The following is a 23,532-nucleotide window of genomic DNA, read 5'->3' as shown; positions in this document are numbered from 1 at the left end:
AATTAGTGGTTTTCAGTGGCTTCACGGACGAACCTTTCATTCGTTTACCAGCATGACCGGCACCATAATCCTTCTTGCCTCAAAGGCTCCTTCAATTTGCTCGATCAGCAGCTCGACGGTCAGGCGGCACATTTCCTCTTCATTTTGACGGATAAACGGCACGTGCGGCAGATCCGGCGGATCGAACGTAATCAGCTCCAGATCCTCCGGTACGCGCTTACGGGATGCAACCGCCGCTTTATATGCACTTCGGCATAGCTCCGTATTGGCCGTAACGATGCCGGTAATTTCGGGATTGCCGTCTAAAAACTCCCTGATTTTATCGACGGAGTTGCCCGAGGCGATCTCCTCTAACGGGATTAGGCACCATAAGCTTTTGTCGATCGACATCCCGCGTTCCAGAAAAGCCTGCTCGAACCCTTGGGCTCTCTCGTCCGTCACGGTATTCGTAATCTCCGGTGAGATGAACGCGATCGACGAATGGCCATTGTTAATTAAATACTCCACGGCTTCCTTTGTCCCGTTGACGTTGTCCGAGCTTACGCTGTACGTCTTGATTTCCTTCAAAAAACGGTCGATCAGGACAAAAGGGAAGCGGTCCAGCGACAGCCTTAAAATCGAATCGTTGTATGTCTCGTTTTCAACCGGAAAAATGATGATGCCGTCCACCCCCTGGTTCAAGAAGGACGAGATGACCTTGGACTCCTCGACCTGGGATTCTCGCGTAATTCTCAGCATCAGCTCAAAGCCGGCGGCGGTGGCATATTTCTCGATGTTGTCCAAAAATCGCTGGTCCACTTTCGTTTTCATCGTGGGCAGTACGAGTCCGATCCGTCCGCTTCTGCCCGGACCTGCCGTCCATTCGCCTAACTGATCGAGTGCGGAAGCGTTCTCCGGCCTGCTCATCACGAAGGTACCCTTGCCCTGGATCCGGACGAGCAAACCTTCCTCCATGAGTCCGACCAGCGCGTTTTTGCTTGTAATTTGACTGACGCGGTAACGTTCAGACAGTTCCTTCTCGGAAGGGACCCGGTCCCCTTCCCGCAGCTTGCCGATGGCGATCAGCCGCTTGATGTCTTCCTGAATTTTTTTATATAGCGGCAACGATTTCAACGCGCATCACAACCTTTATATTGTAAATAGTATATTTAGTATATTATTATAATATAACTTTCGAAATGTAAATATAAAACTGAACAAACCAGTGATTTGCCTCAAAATATACGAAAAAAACGGCTGAACGAAGTTCAGACCGTTTTCACGATGATATTTCTCCTGTGTATCAAGCCAGTATCCTTGATGAACGGATCATTCCGGCCAAATCCATTGGACCGGGACGACCTCCCTTCGAGGCTCGTGCTTACCGGCCAGCTGTTCCGACAGCAGATCGACGGCACGCCGGGATACTTCATCCGGTTGCTGCCGGATATAAGGAATGCCTTCAATATCCGGATCGTCAAAGGCGGCGAGCTGCGGTTTGCTCTCCGTCGCCGGCCAAATTTCCCGCATGGCGTAATGGGCATAGCGGGCCAGCTCCGCATTCACGCAAAAGACCGCGGTTACATCACTGCAGCCCTGCAAAAAACGGAGGACCTCCTGCGGTCCGTGTCCCTCCTGAATCGTAACCAAATCCAGCAAGCACCATAGCCTTTTGTCTATCGGCAAGCCCTGCTCCAGAAATGCGGCTTCGAAGCCTTTGGCTCTTTCGTCCGTAACCGAATTCGTAATCTCCGGAGACAGGAAGGCAATGCGCCTGTGCCCCTCCGCAAGCAAACCGGATATGGCTTCGCGTACGCCCTCGTAATTATCGGAGCTGACGCTATAGGTCCGGATCTCCTTCAAAAAACGGTCGACCAGCACCAGGGGGACCTGATCAAGCGACAAACGCAAAATTGCGTTATTGTAGCTTTCCTGCTCGACCGGAAATATCAAAAAGCCATCGACTCCCCGTTCCCGGAACTGCTCGATCGCCCGGGATTCTTCCTCCTGCGATTCGCGTGAAATACGGATCAACAGATCGTATTCTCTTTCCGCGCAGTAGCGTTCCAAGCCGTCCAGCAGCTGCTGATCGATCTTGGTTTTCATCGTTGGCAATATGATCGCAATCGTTTTTTTCGTATCCGTCCGGGGCTGCGGTCCTTCCGAAGAGCCCTGCTCCCTAACAAAGGTGCCTTTTCCCCGGTAACGCACCAGAAAGCCTTCCTCCACCAAACCGTTGAGCGCATTTTTGGATGTGATCTGACTTACGCCGTACCGCTGAGCCAGCTCCTTCTCCGACGGTACCAAGGCACCTGCCGGAAGCTCGCCGCTCTGAATACTGCGCCGTATATCGTTCTGTATTTGTTTATATAACGGATGCTCCATGTCATACCTCGCTTTTTACGACTGTCCAAACTGAAAAATAATATATATTTAGTATATCTTAATTTATACTAACTGCGATACAATCCATTTTAGAAAGCGCTTTCTAATCTGGATTGGAAGGATTGTTGCTTATGGAACGGAACAAACGCTTTTGGAAGAGACCGCTTGCCTTTATCGTGATGCTTGCGCTTGCTTTAACGTCATTTCCGTTGTCGCCGGCTCATGCTGCCTCATCCGGTATGGCATGGGCTTCGCAGAAGATTGCTGTCTATACGCCGCCTTCAGGCGGCGTATGGTATCCTCGGCTGCTCAAACTAACGCCGAGCGAATGGCTCGTATCGTTTGACACCAACGCCGGCGGAGGGAACACCCGCATCGTGGTTTCCCGGACGCAGGACGGCGGCTACACATGGAGCAATCCGGCTACGGCCGTCTCAAGCAGCGCGGGAAATGTTGGGAACGGACAGATGATGAGGCTGCCGAGCGGAGAAATTTGGTTAGCCTACCGTCGTGTCGTGCAGAGCGGCTCGACCTATGATATCCAGCTAAACGTCCGGCGGAGCGTCGACGGCGGGTATACTTGGAGCGATTTGCCTGGCGGCTTGATCGGAAGTTCAACCGCCTCCAGTTTTAAAGGTCTGTGGGAGCCGCATTTGGAAATGATTAACGGCACGATAGCCGTCCTTTATGCAGATGACAGTCCGGCGACGGTAGGTACGACCGGGCGGCAAAATTTGTACATGAAAACGTGGAACGGAAGCGGCTGGGGCAGCCGGATTACGGTCAGCGACGGCGTTGCCGCCGGTTCTCGCGATGGCATGCCGGTCATCACGCGGATGCAAGACGGCCGTTATATGACCGTATTCGAAGCGTCGGACGTCGCAGGCCACCCTTTTGTCATTAAATATAAAATATCCCCGGACGGCTTGAATTGGTCGGTTCCGCGCCAAACGCTGTACGTGCCGGTCGGCAACGGCAAAAAAGCCGGCGCTCCTTTTGTCGTAACACTTCCCGACGGCCGTCTGATGGCCGCATTCCAAACCGATGAGAGCAGCGCCAATACAGGGGATCCCTACACTTCGATGTTTACCATGATCAGTTCCGACAACGGTGCGACATGGCAGTACAAAACCAACGTTTTTCCGGTATCCGATACGAAGTCTTCCAATTGGAACTCCCTGATGACCGTCGATTCGACCCGCGTCGCAGCCGTGACGAGCGCGACTGATCCGGTTAGCGGAATCTATCTGCGCTTTGGCTATACCGTTACTCCTTCGCAGACGAATCTCGTTAACAATCCCGGATTTGAAACGGCGAACGTAGCTGGCTGGACCACGTACGGCGACGATTACCCGAACCGCATCCTGATTCACGGAGCCAATGACGGCGTCGGGCTTCCCGCGGCGGAAGGCTCTTACTTTGTTGGACTTGCGGGCACGAGCGGGCCTGCAACCGCCTACGTCGGCCAGACCATTACCGGTCTCGATAACGGTACGTATACGATGAGGGCCCGCATGCGTAGCAGCGGAGGCCAGAACAGCTGCGTCATGGAAGTGAAGGACTATGGCGGCGGGATGCGCCAAACGGGCTGCCCGGTCACGACGGCGTGGACGCCTGTCACGATCTCGAATATCCAAGTGACGGCGGGCAAGGCAACGATCGGGTTTTACGTGTCGAACTCCTCCTCTTCCCAGTGGGCAGATATCGATCAGGTTGAGTTTTTTCGTAACTGAATGAAGTCAGCTCTCTGCCGAATCCCATCCGGGTCAAACAAACATTGGCAGACTGTCGTAAAGGGACACGCCAGCTAATAAATCCATGAAAGCGAATAATGAAAACTAAAAAGCCGCTCTAAGCGGCTTTTTAGTTTCCTCTTTTTCCAGTCAGTCTGATAATCATGATGGTTCCCGCACTTCACGCCCCTCTTAAATCTCCTCTAATGTTGCCTCCGCCACAAGAAACGTGTTCCCGTCGTATTCGTAGCGCAGCCGGACCTCTGCCGGAAAGTTGCCCGGCGATACCTGGATCGGCACCGAAGCATAGAGGGTGTTTTCTTCCACGGAATACCTGACAATGCTGCCAAGTGCGGGCTGGTCCAGCCAAAAACCGGCGTCCTCCTCTTTGTATTCAAAGCTGCGGGTTACGCCGCTCAACGTAAGTTGAAATATCCTTTTCCCGTCTTCCGCCGTCATATGGTAGCTTAGTCTGGATTGTGACGCAAGGACCGGGTCGGCTGCCATCACTTCGATGAGATCGTCGGTAAGAAGTTTCAATGCGGATTCGCGCATCCCTGTTCCGTAACCGGTTGTCAAAACGATTGCCAGTATATCCTTCTCCTTCCCGCTGCTGCCTGGGGACAGTATCGCGGTTTCCGGATAATAGGATTCGTTACTCACGCTGCTCCAATCTGCGAAGGTTCGTTCACTGTCGCCATATTGAACATTGATCGAACGAATGGTTCCTGCCTCCTTGAACAGAGTACCCGTAATCTTCAGATCCAAGGCTGCATCTTCCTTTAAAGTAACGGTTGTTCCTTGATCGTCTCCAGCCTCGAAATCGTCCCGTGGTGTTCCCTTTTCGTCAGTGCTTATTAGTTGGATTTGCGAGATTCGGTGGGTATCATTACGAATCGTTACATCTATCGTTTCCTCATATACCATCGGGATCGAATCCCGGAGCAGCAGACGGAGCTTGTATACCGTTTGTTCAGCATCTGTCGTAATCTCGTTTACGTATATTTCATAAACCCAGGGACTGGACACATCATAGCGTTCAAGCGGCCATTTAACCTCGGGATGCTCCCAGATGTCCGGCGTCGGGCCGCCCCAGATGCCAATCTCCCGCTTTAAAAGCGCTGTTGCCAGCGTCACGATCGTACGGTCACTCTCCTGCGAGACTTCACGGTCCGCAAGGTTCCACCAATCGAAATCGCCTCCTGACCCGGATACGAAGCCGGATTGGAACGTCCCGCCCTTAGGTACAACCGGACCTGGGCTTACCGGATTAGCGTTGGGTACAGACTGGTAACCGAACCAGATTCCAACCCCGAACAAGAGCAGCACTACGGGAACAAAGGCACCGATAGTTCGGATCCAGTCCCTGCGGAATCGTTTCTTTTCAACAGCCTGAAGACGTTCCTCCACGGCCTCCATCATGTCCGTCCGGAAACGCTGGTTCTTAAATGGCGGATCAGCCAGCCTTCGATTCCAATCCGGTCTCCAATCATTCATCCTCGATCGCTCCTTTCCATGCGGCGGCCACCTTCTGTTTGGCCCTGAAAATTCTGGACTTTACCGTGCCTGGCGAAAGGCCTGTAATGGCGGATATTTCATCTATGGATAGCTGATGATGCAGACTAAGCACGAGCGGATCTCGAAATTTAGCTGGCAGCTTCAGTACCTGCTTCCACAATTCATCGGCCTCTGCCCGTTCCAAATATTCCGCTTCGGCTGATGGCGAAATCGGGGTCCGTATCGTCCCCTTCTGCCCGGTGCCGGGAGGTTGCTCGCCCATCAGCACCACTCTGCGCAGGAACGCTCGCTTCAGATAGGAAAGCGCGGTGTTGCGCGTGATTTTCAAAAGCCAGGTCTTGACGGAAGCCTCCCCCCGAAAGGAAGCAAAATGTTGATAGGCTTTAATAAACACATCCTGCGCGACATCATCTGCCGTGTGCGTGTTTCTAGTTATGACGAAAGCATAGTTCCAGACGTCCTCCCCGTAGGATTCCATAAGCATCCGAATGTCCGAAGTTTTCAGCTCCGCGGAATGCTGCATCTGCATTTCCTTCAAAGCAGTTCTCCCCCCTCACCAAAACAGACTCCTTAGGGTCGATGAAAGTTCCCGAAATTATATAAATTTGCATAGGTTCATACATATTGGTGCATTGTAGTAATGCAGCTTTTTACAATGGATATATCATCACATGGAGGGATCATTTTGGCAAAGAGCAAACAACAACAGGAAGCACATGGGATCGGACAAGTCGAGCAGCAGCTCAATCATCAAATGGAGGCTGCCGAAGAAATTCAAGGAACGCCGAAATTGGACCGGGAAATTAAAAAAGCCGTTAACCGGCAGGCTGATCCATTGAATGACCTTTCGGAATAAGGAGAATTGTCATGAATAAACAACGAGCGATTGAAATTTCGGAATCGGCCATTATGAAACATGTAACTTATCAGGATACCCCCATCTATATCCAACATGTGAATGAGGATGAAACCGCTCGGGTTTATCCGATCGGCAACTCGGAGCAGGAAATGACCGTCCCTTTATCCAGTCTCACGGAGCATCCGTAAGATAGAAGATATAAGCTTCTACAGCCCATTCAAACCTTCAAAAAAAAATCCCATCCAGATTCAGTGGATGGGATTTTTTATTTCTAAAACGACTTTCTTATAGGCATCAAAAAGCTTGGAACCTGTTCTGGTCCCAAGCTATAATAAGGAATATTATCTAGTCTTATACGTTGATGCGTCGCTCATAAACTCTTCTTATAAGTTCTTCAATAATTTCATCAGGCGACCGGTCACCCAACCAGGTTTGACCATACATTTGCAATATTTTAATGAGTGGACCATCTTCCCAAAATCCGACGAATTCATCATTGAGGTAAATCTTTTCAACGACATGCTGGTTCATCTCATCGAGGCATTCTTCCAATACTGATTTCGCGACTGGATCGCTAATCCAATCGCTAATCAGGCTGAATTTATGAAATGATACTTCTTCCTTTCCAAAATCACAATACAATCGCTCCGTAATTCTTATATCGCGAGAAGAGCTGCCAAGCGCAATTTGGAAATAACCGCTCTCCGCTACCCAGCGGTTATACTTGGTGTTGTAATAAGCAAAGTCTCTTTCTTCAAGTTCAAAAACAATCTGCTGTTTCTCCCCAGGAGCCAACTCGATTTTAGAAAATGCCTTCAATTCTTTCTCCGGACGCGTCCAGGTGCATTCTTCGTCATGCACGTAAAGCTGAACGACCTCTTTCCCTGTTCGGTTCCCGATATTCTCCAGCCAGAAAGAGACCGTGATCCCTGTCTCTGTTTGAGTTGTCTTCATATCCCTATAGGCAAACGAAGTGTAGGATAAGCCATGGCCAAACGGAAACTGCGGAGCGAGTTCCTTTCGATCGTAGTATCGATAGCCGATGAACAGCCCTTCACGATAATACAGCTTGCCGTTTTCACCGCGAATCCTCATATGTGAAGGATTGTCTGAAAGCTTAACCGGAAACGTCTCGGACAGTTTACCGGAAGGACTCACCTCCCCAAACAAGATTTCAGCAATCGCTTTACCCATGCCTTGTCCGGAAAGCCATGAGTGAATGACAGCGGGAACATGCTGAACCCAAGGACGCATCGCCAAAGCTGTACCACTGGTGGTCACCACAATGCACTTCGGTTGTACGGCTGCAATCGCCTGAATAAGCCGAACCTGCTGTTCCGGCAAATCAATGCCCTTCAAATCACGCATCTCGGATTCTGCGTATTCAGGCTGGCCAACGAAGATAACCGCAACATCAGATTTTGCCGCCAATGCAACACTTTCCTTAATCACTTCCTCATGAACGGAGTCATCTTCAGGATAGCCCTCGGCATAACTCAACTCAACGGAAGCTCCAGCCAACCGCTTCATTTCATCAAATGGAATATCAACGCGCGTAGGCGTAACTTTTGCGCTGCCGGCTCCTTGAATTCTAGGTTTTTTGGCAAAACGGCCGATCACTGCAATGGAATGGGTTGATTCTGCCTGGATCGGAAGGATGCCATTCTCATTCTTCAACAGCACAATGCTTTCTGCCGCAGCTTTTCTCGCAAGATTGTGGTACTCCATAGGGGATGCCGGAACAGCTTCTTCCATACCGGTTACACGTTGTACGAGTTTTAGAATACGGGCAACGCTTTTATCGAGCTGCTCTTCTGCAAGAACTCCGCTCTCAACGGCTTTGATAATCGCTTTCGTGTTATAGCCGGCAGGTCCCGGCATTTCGAGATCAAGTCCTGCTTTCAACCCACGAATCCGATCATTCACGGCCGTCCAGTCCGAGATGACGACCCCCTCGTATCCCCATTCTTCTCTCAAAATATCATGCAATAAGTGTTCATTCTCGCTGGTATACGAGCCATTAAGCAAATTATAGGAGCACATGACGGTCCAAGGATCCGATTTTTTGATAATTCGTTCAAAGGCGCTTAAATAAATTTCGCGCAGCGTTCGTTCGTCTACTTCTGAACTCGTCACCATCTTCTCGAATTCTTGGTTATTGCAAGCAAAGTGTTTAAGTGAAGCCCCGACTCCTTTGCTCTGGAGGCCATTAATGAAAGCAGCGCCCAGTTCCCCTGTCAGGCAAGGATCTTCGGAGTAATATTCGAAATTTCTTCCCCCAAGCGGAGTCCGTTTCATGTTGATCCCTGGGCCGAGCAGCAATTCTACGCCCATCTCTTTGGATTCATTACCGAGTGCTTCCCCGACTTCGCGCAGCAGTTCCGTGTTCCACGAAGAACCGATAGCTGAGCCCGTGGGATAACATGTTGCCGGAACATTCTCAGTCGTAATCCCCATTTCATCGTCACTGTTCGTTTTGCGGATCCCATTCGTTCCGTCATACATATGAACCGGCGGAATGTTGAGTCTCTCGATCCCCTTGGTCATCCACATGTTTAATCCCGCGCAGAGGGATGCTTTTTCAGTAAGTGTCATTTCCTTTATCCATTCGTTAATCGATGCATTCATTTGTATCCACCCTTTCATATCAAGCTTCTTCTTGGTACTCCCGCTCTTTCTTCAATTCCTGCGCATCGTACAGTTTAAAAAACGGAAACCATACGGCAAACACAATCAGTAAGACAACGGCGAGCAGAATAAGTCCATTGAATCCGGACATGAGATAAGTCGACACACCGATCGGCGTATACCACAGCTGGAAGATTTTACTCGGAATTTGTGCAAACCCCATATCAAGAGCTAGGTAGACGATGATGGGTGTAATAAGACCATTGATCCACATAGGCACCATCAACAGCGGATTAAAAGCAACCGGCGCTCCATACACAACAGGCTCGTTAATATTAAATAGAGAAGGAATCAAAGTGGCTTTACCAATGGTTTTCAGCTTCTTGGATCTGGCAAACAGGAACCATATCACAAGCGGCAAGGTTGCGCCCATCCCTCCGATTCCAAGCCATCCGGAGAAGAATGTTTCAAAGGTATTAATGTTGACGGGATCCAGCCCCTGCGCCACCAATGCGGCATTTTCCTCAATCGCCGGAATCCATATGGCATACCAGATGGGCATCAGAACCCATGGGCTGACTCCGAAGGAATACAATACAACTCCAATAAAGTTGAACAGAACAAACCCAATCAGGCTTTGCCCCATAGCATTAATAGGCTCAAACACGCTCACAATCAGTCCAAAGATATCAAAGTGGAGCTGATATACAAGAACCCAGCCGATGCCCATGATCACGGCAATCGGTACCAGGAAGTCAAACCAATCCATAATAAACTCTGGCATGGAAGACCCTTTTTTAAAAAAAGAGAACTTAGCGCAGACATTCATGATGACGGCAATGAAGACGCCTACAATGAGTGCCGTTACCATACCCGCAGGACCGAAACGCTCCAGAACGAACTGAACGGTACCGTCCTCGTTTACGACGGGATTAAGCAGCATGAGGAATAAGGATATGCCGGTCATTCCCGCCAGCAGCTTGATTTTATGTCTCTCCTTCTTCTCCATGACCGTATACGGCGTTAAGAATGCAATAAACAAACCGAGAAGACCGAAGCTGAATGTCGTAATTGGCGTTAAATCCGGCATTCCAGGAATGAAGTCTTGCAAAATTGAAATCAAAGTAATAATGGAACCAATAAAGATCATTGGGATGGCAACCATAATGGCTTCTTGAATCGATGCTATCCAAATGTTATTTGTAATCGCATCCAATCTTGGCGCAAAGGATTCCGTCATCCATTTCATGAAACGCTTCATCTGTTTATTCCCTCCTGTGTTTCTGTTGTGGACATAGCTATAGTATAGATTTCATTGTTAACGCTTACTCGTTGTATATTGCCTCGTCTATGGTCGTTTTTTGTTTATTTCTCGTTTTTGGAGCCAACAAATCTAAGCCGCCAGGATCGGACAGCAAAAAACACCCCTCTCTTATAGAGCGGTGGTGTTCTTGAAGCCTTTAGTGTTTAAAACTGTTTCTCTAAGGTGAGCAAAAGGACACCATGCGGTGGAAGAACGATCTCTTTATACCAACCCTGATCCTCTATTGTCTCTATTCGGATGACAGGGCCGCTTCTTCCGCGAAGATACGCGAGTTCCTCCTCCGTCAAGATTTCGGGTGCTCCCATACGGACCCACTCGTCAAAAACGGATCCATGATCTCTGTCCATCTGATAAGTCGTGCACTTATAGGTTCCTGAAAGATGAGGAATGTTGACTTGAAACTCCTTGCTGCCCTTCTCCTCGAACACGCCGTAACGGTTAAGATTGGACATTTCCGACCAGTCTCCGCTTGAAAACATATGATCCAAATGGACGTAATGATACAGCAGAAGCTGCATGCTCCCATCTTGATTCTGAGTGCCCACATAGCCTTCACCCTTAACGGTTATCTCTTCACCCAATTTCTGAAGAAGCTCAAAGGCGTAATAACTCGGCTTCTTAAGTCCATCCCGATTCATTAAACCAAAACCTCCGTAAAACGGAGAGGATGGAACAAGACTTTCCTCAAACACATCCGTAAAGCACCAAAATGCCATGGCCTTTACGTCTCCCAGTGTATTCATCGCATGATACATCACAAATGGGGCCATAAACATGGTATCGTGCAGCAGGTGCCGGTCATAGAGCGAAAAGTTCCATTCGGTAATATGCAGCTCCATATCCCGGAAAGAGGCCACCTCCATTTTTTCCTGCAGTCGATGGATGCTCTCTTTATAAAAGGTTGGCGGCATCATTCTCGTCAATATGTTTTGCTCTGCTTTAAGCTGAGGATATTCCGAATAGATATGAAAGGAAAAGAAATCGACCGGAACTTGGTGCCTTTTGCAATATTCCATAAACTCCTCGGTCCATGTGTCGTTCCAGAGTGACCCATAACCTAAAGCCGGGCCCCCTGTTTTTAGTTCAGGCAGAACCGACCTGATCACTCGAACGGTAGACTCATAAAACGAGAAGTATTCCTCCTTGCTGCCTGCCCAGCATACGCCTGATAAATCCGGTTCGTTCCAGACTTCAAAATACCATTGTTTTACTTCCTGAGCCCCATAGCGGTTTAAGCAGTGCTGGACGAACTCACGAACCAGTGCCTCCCATTTTGCCTGATCGGCCGGAGGGGAAATATTCCCTCTCCACCAGAATACCGTTTCGCTGGAGCGGCTGAGCAGGGTCGGCATGAAACCAAGCTCCACGAACGGCCGGATGCCCAGCCCAATAAGAAAGTCATACAGCTTGTCAACATAGGCCCAGTTATAGACAGGGGTCCCGTCATCCTGTTCGTTATATACCATCATCTCATCATTAAAGATGCCATGGAAGCGTATGTATTCAAAAGGAATTCGGGCTTTAAGCTCGGTCAGCTGCCGACGCCAGTCATCGCGCAGCCCTTCAACTGCCCTGCCCGCTGTTGTAATAACGTTCCAGTGCTTTTTGTACGCTGCTGACGACATTCCCGGCTGAATCTGTATTTGCTCATGATCCGTAACAACCGCTGTTAAAGGGATTGCTCTCTCCCGTTCTTGATCCGGCTTCACTTCCAGGTACCGATATAACGACCCCATCGCATTGATCGTATCTAATTCATAATAGTCTCCGCTCGAGGATTCTTCATAGGTAAGCGGTTTTCGATTAGGCTTATCCTGAAGCGAGGCAGCGGCTTCACGGTACGAGCTCGGTGTACAACCGTACTTCTCCTTGAAGTACTTATTGAATAGCTTTACGTTCGCAAAACCGCAATCCATCGCAATTTCGGTAATGCTCTTTTCACTTCCCGAAAGCTCCGACTGGGCCTTCTCCAAACGGATCAGCGTTAAATACTTTTGAAAAGGAATACCGATTTTATCGGTGAAGAAGTGAGAAAAATAATGCAAACTTAAGTGCTCTTGCTCCGCCATCGTCTGCAGTGTAATCTTCTCTTTGTAATTTTGATCGATATAGGTTAGAACCCGATTCAACCTTTTATAGTCATAGCTCTTGCCGCCTTCTTCAGCTTCCGGGTTGATTCCTTCCGAAAAATATCGCAATAAATGTCCACATAACGTTTGCAGCCTTCCCAAGGTAAAGCTTCGATAGCCTGGGGACTTCTTGTTCATTTCCCATACCATCTTCGCAAGCTCTTGCTTGATCGTGTCCAATCGGAAACCGACCGGCTCAGGCTCATTCGCTGAATTACAAGAAATAAAAACGTTATTTTGAAGCCATTCCGGCCCAAACTGAAGCGTTAATAATATATTGTCATGGTCATTCTGCTCAAACTTATGGATCGACATGCTGTTCACCACTACGACGTCGTCCTGATGTAGAACATACTCCTTCTGATCAAGATGCATGATAACAGAACCTTGGAGAACATAGACAATCTCCACCTCTTTATGCCAGTGAAATGGAACATGTTTCACGCTGTTGACAAACAGTTTAAAGGGCATATCCTCTTGATGCTCGATAAATTCATAAAGGTAACGCATAATTTGCCCTCATTTCTAATGAACTGAAACGATATAGCTTTGTTTTAAGTTGCGATTGGATTATTCAGTGTCTCATAGATTACAAACATATTCTTAGATTTTAGAAGCTTATCATTATAGCATGTATCGTTTACGACTTATACATACATTAGAAAACAGGCCCTCCGGTACTAGTTTGACGGCTTATCGAATGAAAATCCTCGTTAAGATTAAGATTGCTGTCTAAACTCCTGCGGAGAAACTTGATATACTTTTCTGAACATTTTGGAAAAATGCGAGAAATTATGATAACCAAAGGTCTTGGCTACTTCGGATATGGGGATGGTCGATGTTAAGATCAAATCCTTAGCCTGCGACATCCGGACATGCAATATGTAATCTGTAATCGATTCGCCCACCTCGCGTTTGAATAGACGGGACAGATAAGCTGGATTGAGATGTACGAAGCCGGCAAGCTGTTCTCTTGTGATCGATTCGTGCAAATGTTCCTTAATATAGGATTGTATGCGTTGAATCACGGAGCAGCTTGGATGGAGCTGATCATGAATGACCTGAACGACTTGGAGAACCGTTGCTTTCAATTGTTCAATATTTCGCGGTTGAGCATACAGATGAATTCCTGCCTGATCCTGAAACAACTCCAACGCGGACAGTCCATTTTTATGAAGAATATAATGCACCATTTGCATAAATTCTTGCCGGAAGCCTTCAAGCTCACTAACCGAAAGCTGCGGGTATCGGCTCAGCTCTTCCATGCGTCCATGTATCTCTCGCTGCATTTCTTCGAGTTGGCCATGCTCCATAAGGAGGGTCCAGGTGGATATTCGCGGAATCATCGTCTTCATGGATTGGGTGCCTAGTGAAGCCAGCCTGTACACTTGGTTGGATTTATTCAGATTGTTGTATTCCATCTCCAGCAGCTGCCTGTACGTATCGGCAATTTCATACAAAGTGGACCGATTGCCGATATAACAGGAAATGTTACAGCCAAAGTAGGTATAACAGTCCTGAATGTATTTTTCACAGCGCAAGTTCAGTTCATGTGCGGCTTCTCCCTCCGCCCCCTCTTCTCCAGCAATAAGGACGACGTTCACCCCCTGCTTGGTCTGAATGACCTCTCCATGGCCGGCGGGCAGCAGCATTTCGGATGCGCCTTTGCGGATAGCATATTCCATAATTTCTTCATCCTTTGTGCTGAGCTCGCGAAGCCACGATTCCACGCTCACCAGAACAGGCATGAATACAGCCTCTTGCAATCCGCTAAGCTCATGCTCCTCAAGAACATCCGTAACATTAGCTGGGGTGCAGACGATCCTTCCCGAAAATACATCATTCCAAAACTTATCCGTGATCAGGCTTTTTTTCTTCTGCCACAGCTCATAATACGGTTTGTAATGCTCTCGCATATGACGGAGCTCCCGCTCCTGTTTAATCGAATGCAGCGCTTTGGCTATGGTTGCCTGAAGCACATCAAATTCGATCGGTTTTAACAAATAATCGAAGCCATCCAGCTGAATTGCTCTCTTCATGAAGTCAAATGCGGAGTGGGCGGTTAGAAAAATGGTCTCTGTATCGGGAGAAATATCATTCACCCGCTCGAGCAGCTCGATTCCTGTCCCTTTGGGCATTTCGATATCGCAAATCATAATATCAATCGGTGTGCGTTCAAAAACCTGTAATGCATCGCGCATATTATAAGCCTCATACACTTCAGATACCTGCAGTTCCTGCCAATTCACGCCGCTCTTAATTCCCATTACTGCATAGATCTCATCATCTACTATAAGCGCCTTATACATGCGACTACCCCCATACAGATCATCAATATGAAGTAAACTGCTCTACCGTTCGGAAAGGAAGTACAATTCTTATTCTGGCGCCTGAATTCGGAGCATTGTCAAACTCCAGGCGAGCCATATGTCCAAAGATATGCCTAAGACGGTATTGTACATTGGTGATTCCTAAATGCTCCCCTGTCTGATTCTCCATGAAACCGCCCGATTGTAATTTCTCCAGCACTTCCCGGGAGAAGCCGCTCCCGTTATCGGAAATCACGATCTCCAATTGATCATGGATAGGAAGGCTGATATGTATGGCAATATGAAAAGGATGATCCATGAAATCAAATCCGTATTTGATTGCATTTTCAATAAACGGCTGAATTAAGAGCGGCGGAATTGCCGCTTGGTCTGCCCCCTCCGAAATGTCGATTTCATAGGTGACTCGCTCTGGAAAACGGACCTGCTGGATTTTGATATAACTCTCCATATGCTCCATTTCTTCAGCAATCGTTACCGCGATTTGATTCGTCTTCGTTGTAAAACGGAAGTACTTGACGAGGTTCATGCACATGAGCTGGATCACGCTATAATTCTTGATTTCAGCCAAATTGTAGACGATATTGATGGAGTTCAATAAAAAATGGGGATTGATTTGGAGCTGTAAATGCTTAAGTTCGGCCTTATGCGCCTTGATCTGTTCCTCGTAAACGCTGATCTTCAGCTCATGAATCTCGGAGGCCATGCTGTTGAATGTTTCGTTGATCATGGTGAATTCCTTCGCTTTAGACGCATGAAGCCGCGTGTCCCAGTCCCCGTGCTTGATCCTGCGCATCCCGCGGACAAGATTGTTCATGGGCTTCAGGATGATCTCATTGAGATAAACCAAATAGATAATCAGAATGATGAATGCCACGATGGATATGATGATAATCCCTCGACGAAAGTGATACAGATTCTTCAGCATTTGGGACTCGGGTACAAAAGCGCTGAGTATGACATCCGTGCCCTGAATTTGATTCATGACTACGATATATTTTTGATCATCCTTCTTTACGATTTGATAGACTTCGTTGGATTCAGAGGCAAGAGCGGTATTCAGGCGGTTCGTTCCGATAGCCGACGTATTGGTAATCAATTCACCCTGCTCATTCACAAAGCTGGCAAAGCCATATTCCAGATGAATCAAGTCCAGCGGAATCATCAGGTTCTCCAGTTCCACAAACGCCCCGAGGTAAAAATCATCTCCCGTATCCACCAGTCTGATCAATGCGTATTTATGCTGGCTGTACTCAATCGCCTTCCATTCGCGGAAATAGGCGCTGTCCGGTCCAACCTCCTTGACCAGCTGTTCAATGGTCGTTTTGATGGACAACAACTCATCGTAAGATTGGGTCTTGATCGGTGTACTGAATAAATCCTGCTTCTGCACGGAGTAGATAAATTGAAGATCGACGCTGTTGTCAAAACGATGATAACGCGTAAGCGTATTCAAAATTCTGGCCTTGGCAAGAAAGTACTCGTCAGGATCATTGAGAAGCTGTGAGAGTGCGGCAATATTAGGATCTTCAACAGCAATGTTGTACAAAAAATTCGTTTCCTTGTTCAGGGCCGCCTCGATCTGATGCGAATAAAGAATCATCGAATTTTTATTCGAGTCCGCCACCTGCTCCCTGATCGTATTGGATGCATAGTAGTTGTTGTAGAGAAGCAAGGCAACAAGAGGAACCGCGATCGTAACGAAACCGATGATTAGCTTAAAGCGAAGCGAGTCTTTAATATTCAACATAGCATACACTACCTCGGCTCCATGGAAAGGTTGGCAGAATGTGCTTCTGCAGTATAGCAGGCCATCTACACTCTGAGTATAGTCACATACAGGAAAAAAGGGAATCCCTTATAGGACATACAACGATAGTCCCGATTCGGAATCCCCCTATTCCCTTAGCTTCGTTATTTCTGAGTTTCTGCCCATGCGGCCAGCTGCTTTTCAACCTCAGCTTTAACCTTGTCAAAGCCGGCAGATTTCCGTTTTTCTTTCCATTTAGCAATAATTTTCTCCGGATCAACGGCTCCCGATTTTAAAGTAGCCCCGAACTCTTTCTCGACATTCGCTATGGAGGCCATCTCCGATTTAACCGGTTCTTGATCAAAGGCAAAGCCAAGCGCGATAGAATGCTCCGCTCGTTCATTAAACTTCTTGAACTCTTCCCATTTATTCGGATCTTCATTTACCCATAAATAAGAATTGAACTGGTTCCCGAACATCCAGCCTCCCGGATTAGGATAGCCTTGCGTGTCCGCGTTCACGCCTTCAGGATAATCGATCACGTTATCCGATTTCTTCACATAATGTTTGCCTTCGATCCCCCAGTACAGCATATTGAGCAGCTTAGGATCACTGTACAGCAGATTAAGGAACATCATGGCTCTTGCAGGATCCTTAGAGGTTCGCGAAATTCCGAGCATCGCCCCCTGCGCGTCACCTGTCGTCGTAAACGGCTCCGCCGTCTCTACCTGCACAACTTCTACACCCGATGTTATGCTCATTTCCTTGTCTTTCCCCGGCTTTAAGGATTGGGCAACCGCAAAGGCTTTGCCCGCCTTAATCATATTCATGCCCTGATCCGCGTCTGATGTCAGGATATCCTTATCAAACCAACCGTTCTGATTCCACTGATGCATCCGTTTGTAGAATTCGATGAATTTTGGATCCTCCAGGGTATCCACGGCTTTCAACTCCGAACTTCCCCGCGGAATCGAAAGATTGGCAACGATGCCATCATAATTGGCTGCATCCCAAATATTCGTAAACTTGCTTGAAACAATTGGAATCACGCCAGGCTCATTGTCTTTAATCGTTTGGAACATCGCTTCCATATCTTCCAGGGTCTTAACCCCATTAATATCGAACTTGTATTTATCCACAAGCTTCTTGTCGAGAAGGAATCCGAATCCCTGTCCGAATTCTTTCTTGGTCGGAAGCGCGTACAGCTTGCCGCCGATTCTGGAGCCTTTAATAAAATCCTCCCCCAGAATGCCCGGAATATCTTTGCCGTGTTGGGCCATTAATTCGTCGAGGTCCAAGTACTGCCCTTTGGCGACATCTTTCGCGTATGAGAACCAGCTGGCTGTGAACATCAAATCAAAAGGCTCATTGGAGATTTTCATTAAATTGGTTTTATCATCCCAGGAAGCCCATTCGATAGGCTTGAGCTCAATCGTCGCATTGATCTTCTCCGTCAGATATTTGCTCATTTCTTCCTGAACAAGCTGCAAGTCTTTGGGAGCGGTTGCCGGATATACGAGCGTTATTTTATAGGGTTCCGTTTGGGCTTGTTTCCCCCCTGTATCCGTAGCATTTTCGGTCCCCCCCTTACTGCAGCCTGTTAATGCAAGCATTCCGCAAAGCATGATCATAAGCACCAGATAATGCGCTTTTTTCATATCCCTAAGTTCTCCTCTCAACAATAAACTTTAATCTAAGGCATGAAATGGAGTGCAAATCGCCTAACCTGCCCCACCTCCTCTATTGAACGATCAAATGACTGCTAACCTTTCACGGCACCGGTTGTAATCCCGCTGATGTAATACTTCTGGAAGAACGGATAGGCGAACATCAAGGGGGCAATGCCGACAATGGCAAGTGCCATGCGGACGGTTTCCCTTGGCATCTTGGCGAGCAGGTCCCCGACTTGAGCCGAACTGTTAGACTTCATTAGAAGATACTGAATGTTCGTGAGCGTCTTTGTCATCAGATATTGGATGTTATACAGCTCGGGTTTATCGATAAACAGCATGCAGTTGTACCAGTCATTCCAATAGGACAACGTGTTAAACAGTCCAATCGTGGCCATAATCGGCAAAGAAAGCGGAACGACGATTTTAAAGAAAATCTTCAGTTCGCTTGCACCGTCAATCGTCGCGGATTCAACCACGGATTCCGGGATGGTCGAGGCGAAAAAGCTTCGCATGAGCAGGACATTGAAGGCACTTAACAGCAGGTTGGGAATGATCATGGCGAATATCGTATTTTTCAGGTCAAACATATTCACATACGTGATATACCAAGGTACCATACCGCCGCCAAACAGCATAGTGAAAAAAATATAAAAGGAAATGGTACGGCGAAACGGCAGCTCGGGTCTGGATAACGGATAAGCAAAAAGCGCTGTTATCAAAAGGCTTACGACGGTTCCAACCAGCGTGGTCAAAATCGTAACGCCGTAAGCTTTCGCTATTTCCGAAAAATCATTGAATAAAAATTGATAGGCCGCAAAGCTGATTTGACTGGGAAACAATGAGTACCCGTTCTGCAGGATGGAATCTTCACTGGAGATCGACACCATAAAGACCAGGATGAACGGAATTAACGAAGCAACTGTAAATGCCCAAAAGAACAGGTGAATCGATGATGCGCCGATCCATTTTTTCGTACTCAACACTTTCACCATCTCTGCCTCCCTCTCTGTTAAAATAAAGCGTCGCGTTTATTAATGCGCCTTACTGCCGTATTCGCTACCAGGATGAGCACCAAACAAACGACGGATTGATAGAATCCAGCCGCTGTCGACATGCCGATATCTCCAGATTGAATCATGGCACGATAGACAAAGGTATCGATGGTGTTCGTGGTCGGGATCAAAGCGCCTGTATTCATAGGTACCTGATAGAACAATCCGAAATCCGACCGCAGAATGCCGCTGACGGCGAGCAGGGTCATGGTGGTGATGACTGGCAAAATAAGCGGGATGGTGATCCGGGTCATCTGCTTCCACTTGGTTGCACCGTCAATTGTGGCGGCTTCATAATATTCTTTGTCTATTCCGATAATGGAAGCGAAATAGATGATGGATAGATAACCAACGTTCTTCCATGCATTGACGATGACCAGGATGTAAGGCCAATACTTCGGTTCCCCGTACCAAGATACCGCCTCAGAACCAAACCAATTGATCAATAATCTGTTCACAAGACCGCTATCCACGTTCAAAAAGCTGTAGACCAGATAGGCGACCACGACCATCGAAATGATATGCGGCAGCAGGAATGTGCTTTGATAGAACCGGCTGATCGCTTTATCCTTAATTTCATTAATCAGCAGCGCTACCAGAACGGCTAACACCAGGTTGAGCACAATAAAAACGAAATTGTAAAGGAAGGTATTCCGAGTAATGATGTACGCATCCTGTGAGTTGAACAAGAACTTGAAGTTATCGAACCCTGCCCACGCACTTCCCCATATACCATCGACATAATTATAGTTTTTGAATGCTAGAATCACGCCGTACATGGGGACATAGTTGTTGATGAACAAGTAGACGATCCCCGGCAATGTCATTAGCAGCAGCCACTTATACTTCTTTAGCCTCTTCCGTAAATGAGACGAACCCCTCATGTTCCAGCCCCTTCTTATCACGTCATGTAAACCTTTGCATCCTCATTCTATAACCGATGTTTCCGGTCAACCACTATCCATATGACTTTCTGATACCACAATGGTGACTTCTTCTCCCCCGGCTTCAAATGGCAATTGACAGCTTCAACCAGACTCATTATGCTAGGGGCGTAATCGCTGTCATGGCTCATATGAAGATCCGTACAGATGGTATGAATAAGGGGTGTTGGCGCAAATGAGAAAATCATTGCATTTTAAGTCGAATGGCACGTTTAAGATCGTACAGTTCACCGACACGGAATTTTGTGAACCGGATGAGGAAGAAATGCAGATGAAGGCCATGATGAAGAGAATTCTGGAGAAGGAACAGCCGGATTTGGTGATTTATACCGGGGATGTCATTGCAAGCAATAAAAGTCCGAATCCCATTCAAGCTTTTAAAGATGCGGTATCGGTCCCCGAAGAAATGCACATTCCATGGGCCGCCGTATTCGGCAATCATGATTCCGAAGCTGCTGAAATGACTCGTGAGCAGCTGCACTATCTCCAGCTATCACATCGGTACTGTTATGCACAGCCTGATCCGCCGAATGTCCACGGGGTAGGCAATTATGTGCTTGAAATTCTGGACGGGCTTCACCAGCCGGCAGCCGCCTTGTTTTTTCTGGATTCGGGGAGCTACTCACCGCTTGAGCATCTGCGGGTTGGATTCTATGACTGGATTCGCCGAAGTCAGATCGCATGGTATACGGAAGCGTCTCATCGTCTGACCGCTAGAAACGGAGGTGAGCCCCTCCCTTCACTCGGCTTCTTTCATATTCCTCTGCCGGAATACAATGATATCTGGGATTTCTCGGTCTGTTACGGACAGAAGTTAGACGCCTATTGCTGCGCACCGCTCATCAATACCGGATTTTTTGCGGCCATGCTGGAAATGGGCGATATCGCGGGAACTTTTGTAGGCCATGACCATGGGAACGATTTCTGGGGAACGCTGCATGGAATCCGTCTTTGTTATGGTCGTACGTCCCGCAATGCTTATCTGGATCGACCATTTCAACCTGGAGCAAGGGTGATCCAATTAACGGAAGGCCAGCGGAGCTTTGAAACATGGCTTCATCTAGAAGATGGAAGCATCGTTCATGATCAGCCTGCGCATATACCCGAAGGGCGCGCTCTTAAGATCGAATCGACTTAGACTGAATTGTCTGTATCTATTTATATCGCACTAAAAGGCTGTTAAAGTTTTGGATGCAAAAAAAGGGAGTGCCCCAAAAGGTCCATTGACCTGGGGCGCTCCCTGTCTGTCGTATGATAATGCGTGAATGAATAAGAAGTTACGTGTCCTTCATTGGTACATGTTACCCTCAATCATCGTCCACTGCACTTGATACCTTTCATCCATCAGAACGAGATCCGCATCGTATCCAACCTCGATTTTTCCTTTGCGAGATAAACCTAGAATATGGGCAGGCGTTGTTGAAGCCATGCGCACGGCATCCTCCATCGAAATGCCGTTGGCTTCGGTCAGCCGCAACGCTTCATTCATAGTCACGGTACTCGATGCCAAAGTGCCATCCGCAAGCCTGGCAATCCCCTCGGAAACGGTGACGTGATGACCACCAAACATATAATTTCCATCACCTAATCCCATCGCCTGAAGCGCATCCGTAATAAGCACCATGCCTTCCGGCCCTTTGAGACGATGCATTAATCTGACAATGGCCGATGAAGATGGACTTGATCGACAATCGCTTGCAGGCTTACATGCGGTTCTTCGAACGCGGCTACAATCAGTCCGGGATCTCGATGGTGAATCGGTCTCATGCCGTTAAAGCAATGGGTTACATGACTCGCTCCGGCTGTAAAAGCCAGCTTTGCTTCCTCGTAAGTAGCATCGGAATGAGCTACGGCAATCACGACACCCTGCTCTTTTAGAAAGGATATAAGCTCCAAGCCTCCAGGCAATTCCGGGGCGATCGTTACCATTTTGATCAGCGAGCCCGCTTCCCGAATAATCAACTTCATTTCTTCCAGATTCGGGTGGCGAAGATATTTCTCGTTTTGCATCCCTTTACGCTTCGGATTCAAATAAGGGCCTTCCAAATGAATGCCGGCGATCCTTGCCCCTTGTTCTCGTCCGATGACAGCTTTTACGCTGCGGATCATGTTCAACAGATCCTCTATCGTAGAACTCACGGAAGTTGCCAGAAACGAGGTGCAGCCGGTTGCCGCACAAGCGCGTGACACTTCTTGAATGCTGTCCTCGGTTCCATCCATCATGTCATAGCCGTTGGCCCCATGGATATGAACATCAATCATCCCCGGTATAAGCCACATTCCGTTTCCATCAATCCGTTCAGCATCGCCTTCGATTGTTTCAATTTCTTGCGTTGGTTCTATTCTCTTCAACTTTCCGTTCGAAATCCAAACCGTTGCAGAAGGAAGTATTTGATGAGGCAGGTGGACTTTGACATGTTGAATGATTTTGTTGTTCATTATGGCTCAACTCCGTCCTGTGGATTATGAGTCTGACATTCTATGAGCGTAATATTTTTCTGGTCTAATATTTCTTGTATGTCAGCGGGGATCGATTGATCGGTTACAATAATATCCACATGATCAAAGTCCAGCTTGAACCTTGATTTCACCGTGAATTTGGTATGATCCGCAACAAGTATGACCTGATCCGAGCGCCGGGCCATCTCCCTCTTCACCCGGACATCGTCTTTATATGGATAATAGAGTCCGTCAGTCTGGATTGCCGTCGCACCGATGAACGCTTTGTCGGCGCGGATTTCACTGATTTTATCGATGACGGAAGGACCGTATAATAATCGATTTTGGGTATGCAGATAACCGCCGAGCACGTAGATGCTCAGATCTTCTCGTTTGGAAAGTATCCCTACATTATCTATGGAGTGCGTAACCGCTGTTATCTGTTTCGCTTGAATATGCTCCGCAACAAATTGTACGGTCGTAGATACGTCCAAGAATACCGTTTCGTGGTCCCGAATCAGTTTAGCGGCATGCTTGCCGATCACGTTCTTGCCTGTGGGCTCATCAATAAGTCGTTCCTGATATGAAGTCAGTTCCTTTTGCAGATCAGGCAAGGCTACCCCTCCGTGTGTTCGAACAACCACTCCTTCTTGTACTAATCTGACAATATCCCTGCGTGCGGTATCCCGCGACACTTGAAAAAACGAGCATATCTCGCCAACACTCATCGTTTTATGTTGTTTTAAATAATCCAGGATTTTTACGAGTCGTTCTTCTTGGAACACATCTCAT

17 protein-coding genes and 1 pseudogene are annotated in these 23,532 nt (G+C 47.7%); 4 read left to right on the top strand and 14 right to left on the bottom strand.

The features are described 5' to 3' along the window. Positions 1 to 36 precede the first annotated feature (36 nt). Together JNUCC32_RS08065 and JNUCC32_RS08060 are read right to left on the bottom strand one after the other, a co-directional pair. The gene (locus JNUCC32_RS08065) at positions 37 to 1,113 is read right to left on the bottom strand and encodes a GntR family transcriptional regulator (RefSeq protein WP_015735777.1); all 1,077 of its coding nucleotides are present in this window, start codon (positions 1,111 to 1,113) and stop codon (positions 37 to 39) included. A gap of 195 nt (positions 1,114 to 1,308) precedes the next feature. Next, the gene (locus JNUCC32_RS08060) at positions 1,309 to 2,364 is read right to left on the bottom strand and encodes a GntR family transcriptional regulator (protein ID WP_192571604.1); all 1,056 of its coding nucleotides are present in this window, start codon (positions 2,362 to 2,364) and stop codon (positions 1,309 to 1,311) included. Positions 2,365 to 2,495: 131 nt separating this feature from the next. Between JNUCC32_RS08060 and JNUCC32_RS08055 the strand changes: the two genes are divergently transcribed. Continuing rightward, positions 2,496 to 4,097: a hypothetical protein gene (locus tag JNUCC32_RS08055; RefSeq protein WP_192571603.1), complete on the top strand. Its 1,602-nt coding sequence runs from the start codon at positions 2,496 to 2,498 to the stop codon at positions 4,095 to 4,097. A 192-nt stretch (positions 4,098 to 4,289) separates the two neighbouring features. Here JNUCC32_RS08055 and JNUCC32_RS08050 read toward each other — a convergent pair whose 3' ends face one another. Next, a complete protein-coding gene (locus JNUCC32_RS08050) occupies positions 4,290 to 5,594 on the bottom strand; it encodes a hypothetical protein (protein WP_096774084.1) in 1,305 nt (434 codons plus the stop codon). Then, positions 5,587 to 6,153: an RNA polymerase sigma factor gene (locus tag JNUCC32_RS08045; RefSeq protein ID WP_228468897.1), complete on the bottom strand. Its 567-nt coding sequence runs from the start codon at positions 6,151 to 6,153 to the stop codon at positions 5,587 to 5,589. Before JNUCC32_RS08045 ends, JNUCC32_RS08050 begins: the two co-directional genes overlap by 8 nt. 147 nt (positions 6,154 to 6,300) lie before the next feature. On the opposite strand from JNUCC32_RS08045, the gene JNUCC32_RS08040 reads away from it, so the two are divergent. Next, positions 6,301 to 6,471: a hypothetical protein gene (locus JNUCC32_RS08040; RefSeq protein WP_228468896.1), complete on the top strand. Its 171-nt coding sequence runs from the start codon at positions 6,301 to 6,303 to the stop codon at positions 6,469 to 6,471. An 11-nt stretch (positions 6,472 to 6,482) separates the two neighbouring features. Further along, the gene (locus JNUCC32_RS08035; RefSeq protein WP_009592545.1) at positions 6,483 to 6,662 is read left to right on the top strand and encodes an H-type small acid-soluble spore protein; all 180 of its coding nucleotides are present in this window, start codon (positions 6,483 to 6,485) and stop codon (positions 6,660 to 6,662) included. A gap of 163 nt (positions 6,663 to 6,825) precedes the next feature. Here the strand turns inward: JNUCC32_RS08035 and JNUCC32_RS08030 are convergent, their stop codons facing one another. The 8 genes from JNUCC32_RS08030 to JNUCC32_RS07995 all read right to left on the bottom strand — a co-directional run bounded on the left by JNUCC32_RS08030 (position 6,826) and on the right by JNUCC32_RS07995 (position 20,241). Then, positions 6,826 to 9,102: a beta-glucosidase family protein gene (locus JNUCC32_RS08030; protein ID WP_096774585.1), complete on the bottom strand. Its 2,277-nt coding sequence runs from the start codon at positions 9,100 to 9,102 to the stop codon at positions 6,826 to 6,828. A 19-nt stretch (positions 9,103 to 9,121) separates the two neighbouring features. Then, the gene (locus tag JNUCC32_RS08025) at positions 9,122 to 10,363 is read right to left on the bottom strand and encodes a PTS sugar transporter subunit IIC (protein ID WP_192571602.1); all 1,242 of its coding nucleotides are present in this window, start codon (positions 10,361 to 10,363) and stop codon (positions 9,122 to 9,124) included. 206 nt (positions 10,364 to 10,569) lie between these two features. Continuing rightward, the gene (locus JNUCC32_RS08020; RefSeq protein ID WP_192571601.1) at positions 10,570 to 13,065 is read right to left on the bottom strand and encodes a GH39 family glycosyl hydrolase; all 2,496 of its coding nucleotides are present in this window, start codon (positions 13,063 to 13,065) and stop codon (positions 10,570 to 10,572) included. Positions 13,066 to 13,274: 209 nt separating this feature from the next. Further along, positions 13,275 to 14,864 carry a response regulator gene (locus JNUCC32_RS08015; RefSeq protein WP_192571600.1) on the bottom strand — a complete coding sequence of 530 codons (1,590 nt, stop codon included), beginning with the start codon at positions 14,862 to 14,864 and terminating at the stop codon, positions 13,275 to 13,277. A 22-nt stretch (positions 14,865 to 14,886) separates the two neighbouring features. Further along, the gene (locus JNUCC32_RS08010; protein ID WP_192571599.1) at positions 14,887 to 16,632 is read right to left on the bottom strand and encodes a sensor histidine kinase; all 1,746 of its coding nucleotides are present in this window, start codon (positions 16,630 to 16,632) and stop codon (positions 14,887 to 14,889) included. 164 nt (positions 16,633 to 16,796) lie between these two features. Further along, entirely contained in the window at positions 16,797 to 18,290 is a 1,494-nt protein-coding gene (locus JNUCC32_RS08005; protein ID WP_192571598.1) for an ABC transporter substrate-binding protein, read from the bottom strand. A 104-nt stretch (positions 18,291 to 18,394) separates the two neighbouring features. Next, complete coding sequence (locus JNUCC32_RS08000) at positions 18,395 to 19,297, bottom strand: carbohydrate ABC transporter permease (RefSeq protein WP_176502412.1); 903 nt, start codon at positions 19,295 to 19,297, stop codon at positions 18,395 to 18,397. A gap of 17 nt (positions 19,298 to 19,314) precedes the next feature. Continuing rightward, positions 19,315 to 20,241 carry an ABC transporter permease gene (locus tag JNUCC32_RS07995; RefSeq protein ID WP_076321666.1) on the bottom strand — a complete coding sequence of 309 codons (927 nt, stop codon included), beginning with the start codon at positions 20,239 to 20,241 and terminating at the stop codon, positions 19,315 to 19,317. A gap of 235 nt (positions 20,242 to 20,476) precedes the next feature. Here JNUCC32_RS07995 and JNUCC32_RS07990 point away from each other — a divergent pair, with 235 nt between their 5' ends. Next, positions 20,477 to 21,439, top strand: a complete 963-nt coding sequence (locus tag JNUCC32_RS07990) for a metallophosphoesterase family protein (protein ID WP_192571597.1) — start codon at positions 20,477 to 20,479, stop codon at positions 21,437 to 21,439. Positions 21,440 to 21,589: 150 nt separating this feature from the next. Here JNUCC32_RS07990 and nagA read toward each other — a convergent pair. Both nagA and JNUCC32_RS07980 read right to left on the bottom strand, forming a co-directional pair. Further along, positions 21,590 to 22,740 (bottom strand): annotated as a pseudogene (gene nagA, locus JNUCC32_RS07985) (N-acetylglucosamine-6-phosphate deacetylase). Beyond that, entirely contained in the window at positions 22,740 to 23,525 is a 786-nt protein-coding gene (locus JNUCC32_RS07980) for a DeoR/GlpR family DNA-binding transcription regulator (protein ID WP_192571596.1), read from the bottom strand. Before JNUCC32_RS07980 ends, nagA begins: the two are co-directional and overlap by 1 nt. Positions 23,526 to 23,532 lie beyond the last annotated feature (7 nt).

The sequence above is a fragment of the Paenibacillus sp. JNUCC32 genome (assembly GCF_014863545.1).
In the GTDB taxonomy this organism is placed as follows: Bacteria; Bacillota; Bacilli; order Paenibacillales; family Paenibacillaceae; genus Paenibacillus_AQ; species Paenibacillus_AQ lautus_A.
The sequence above is the reverse complement of the archived record's forward strand: the minus strand, read 5'-3'. Positions and strand labels throughout refer to the sequence as shown.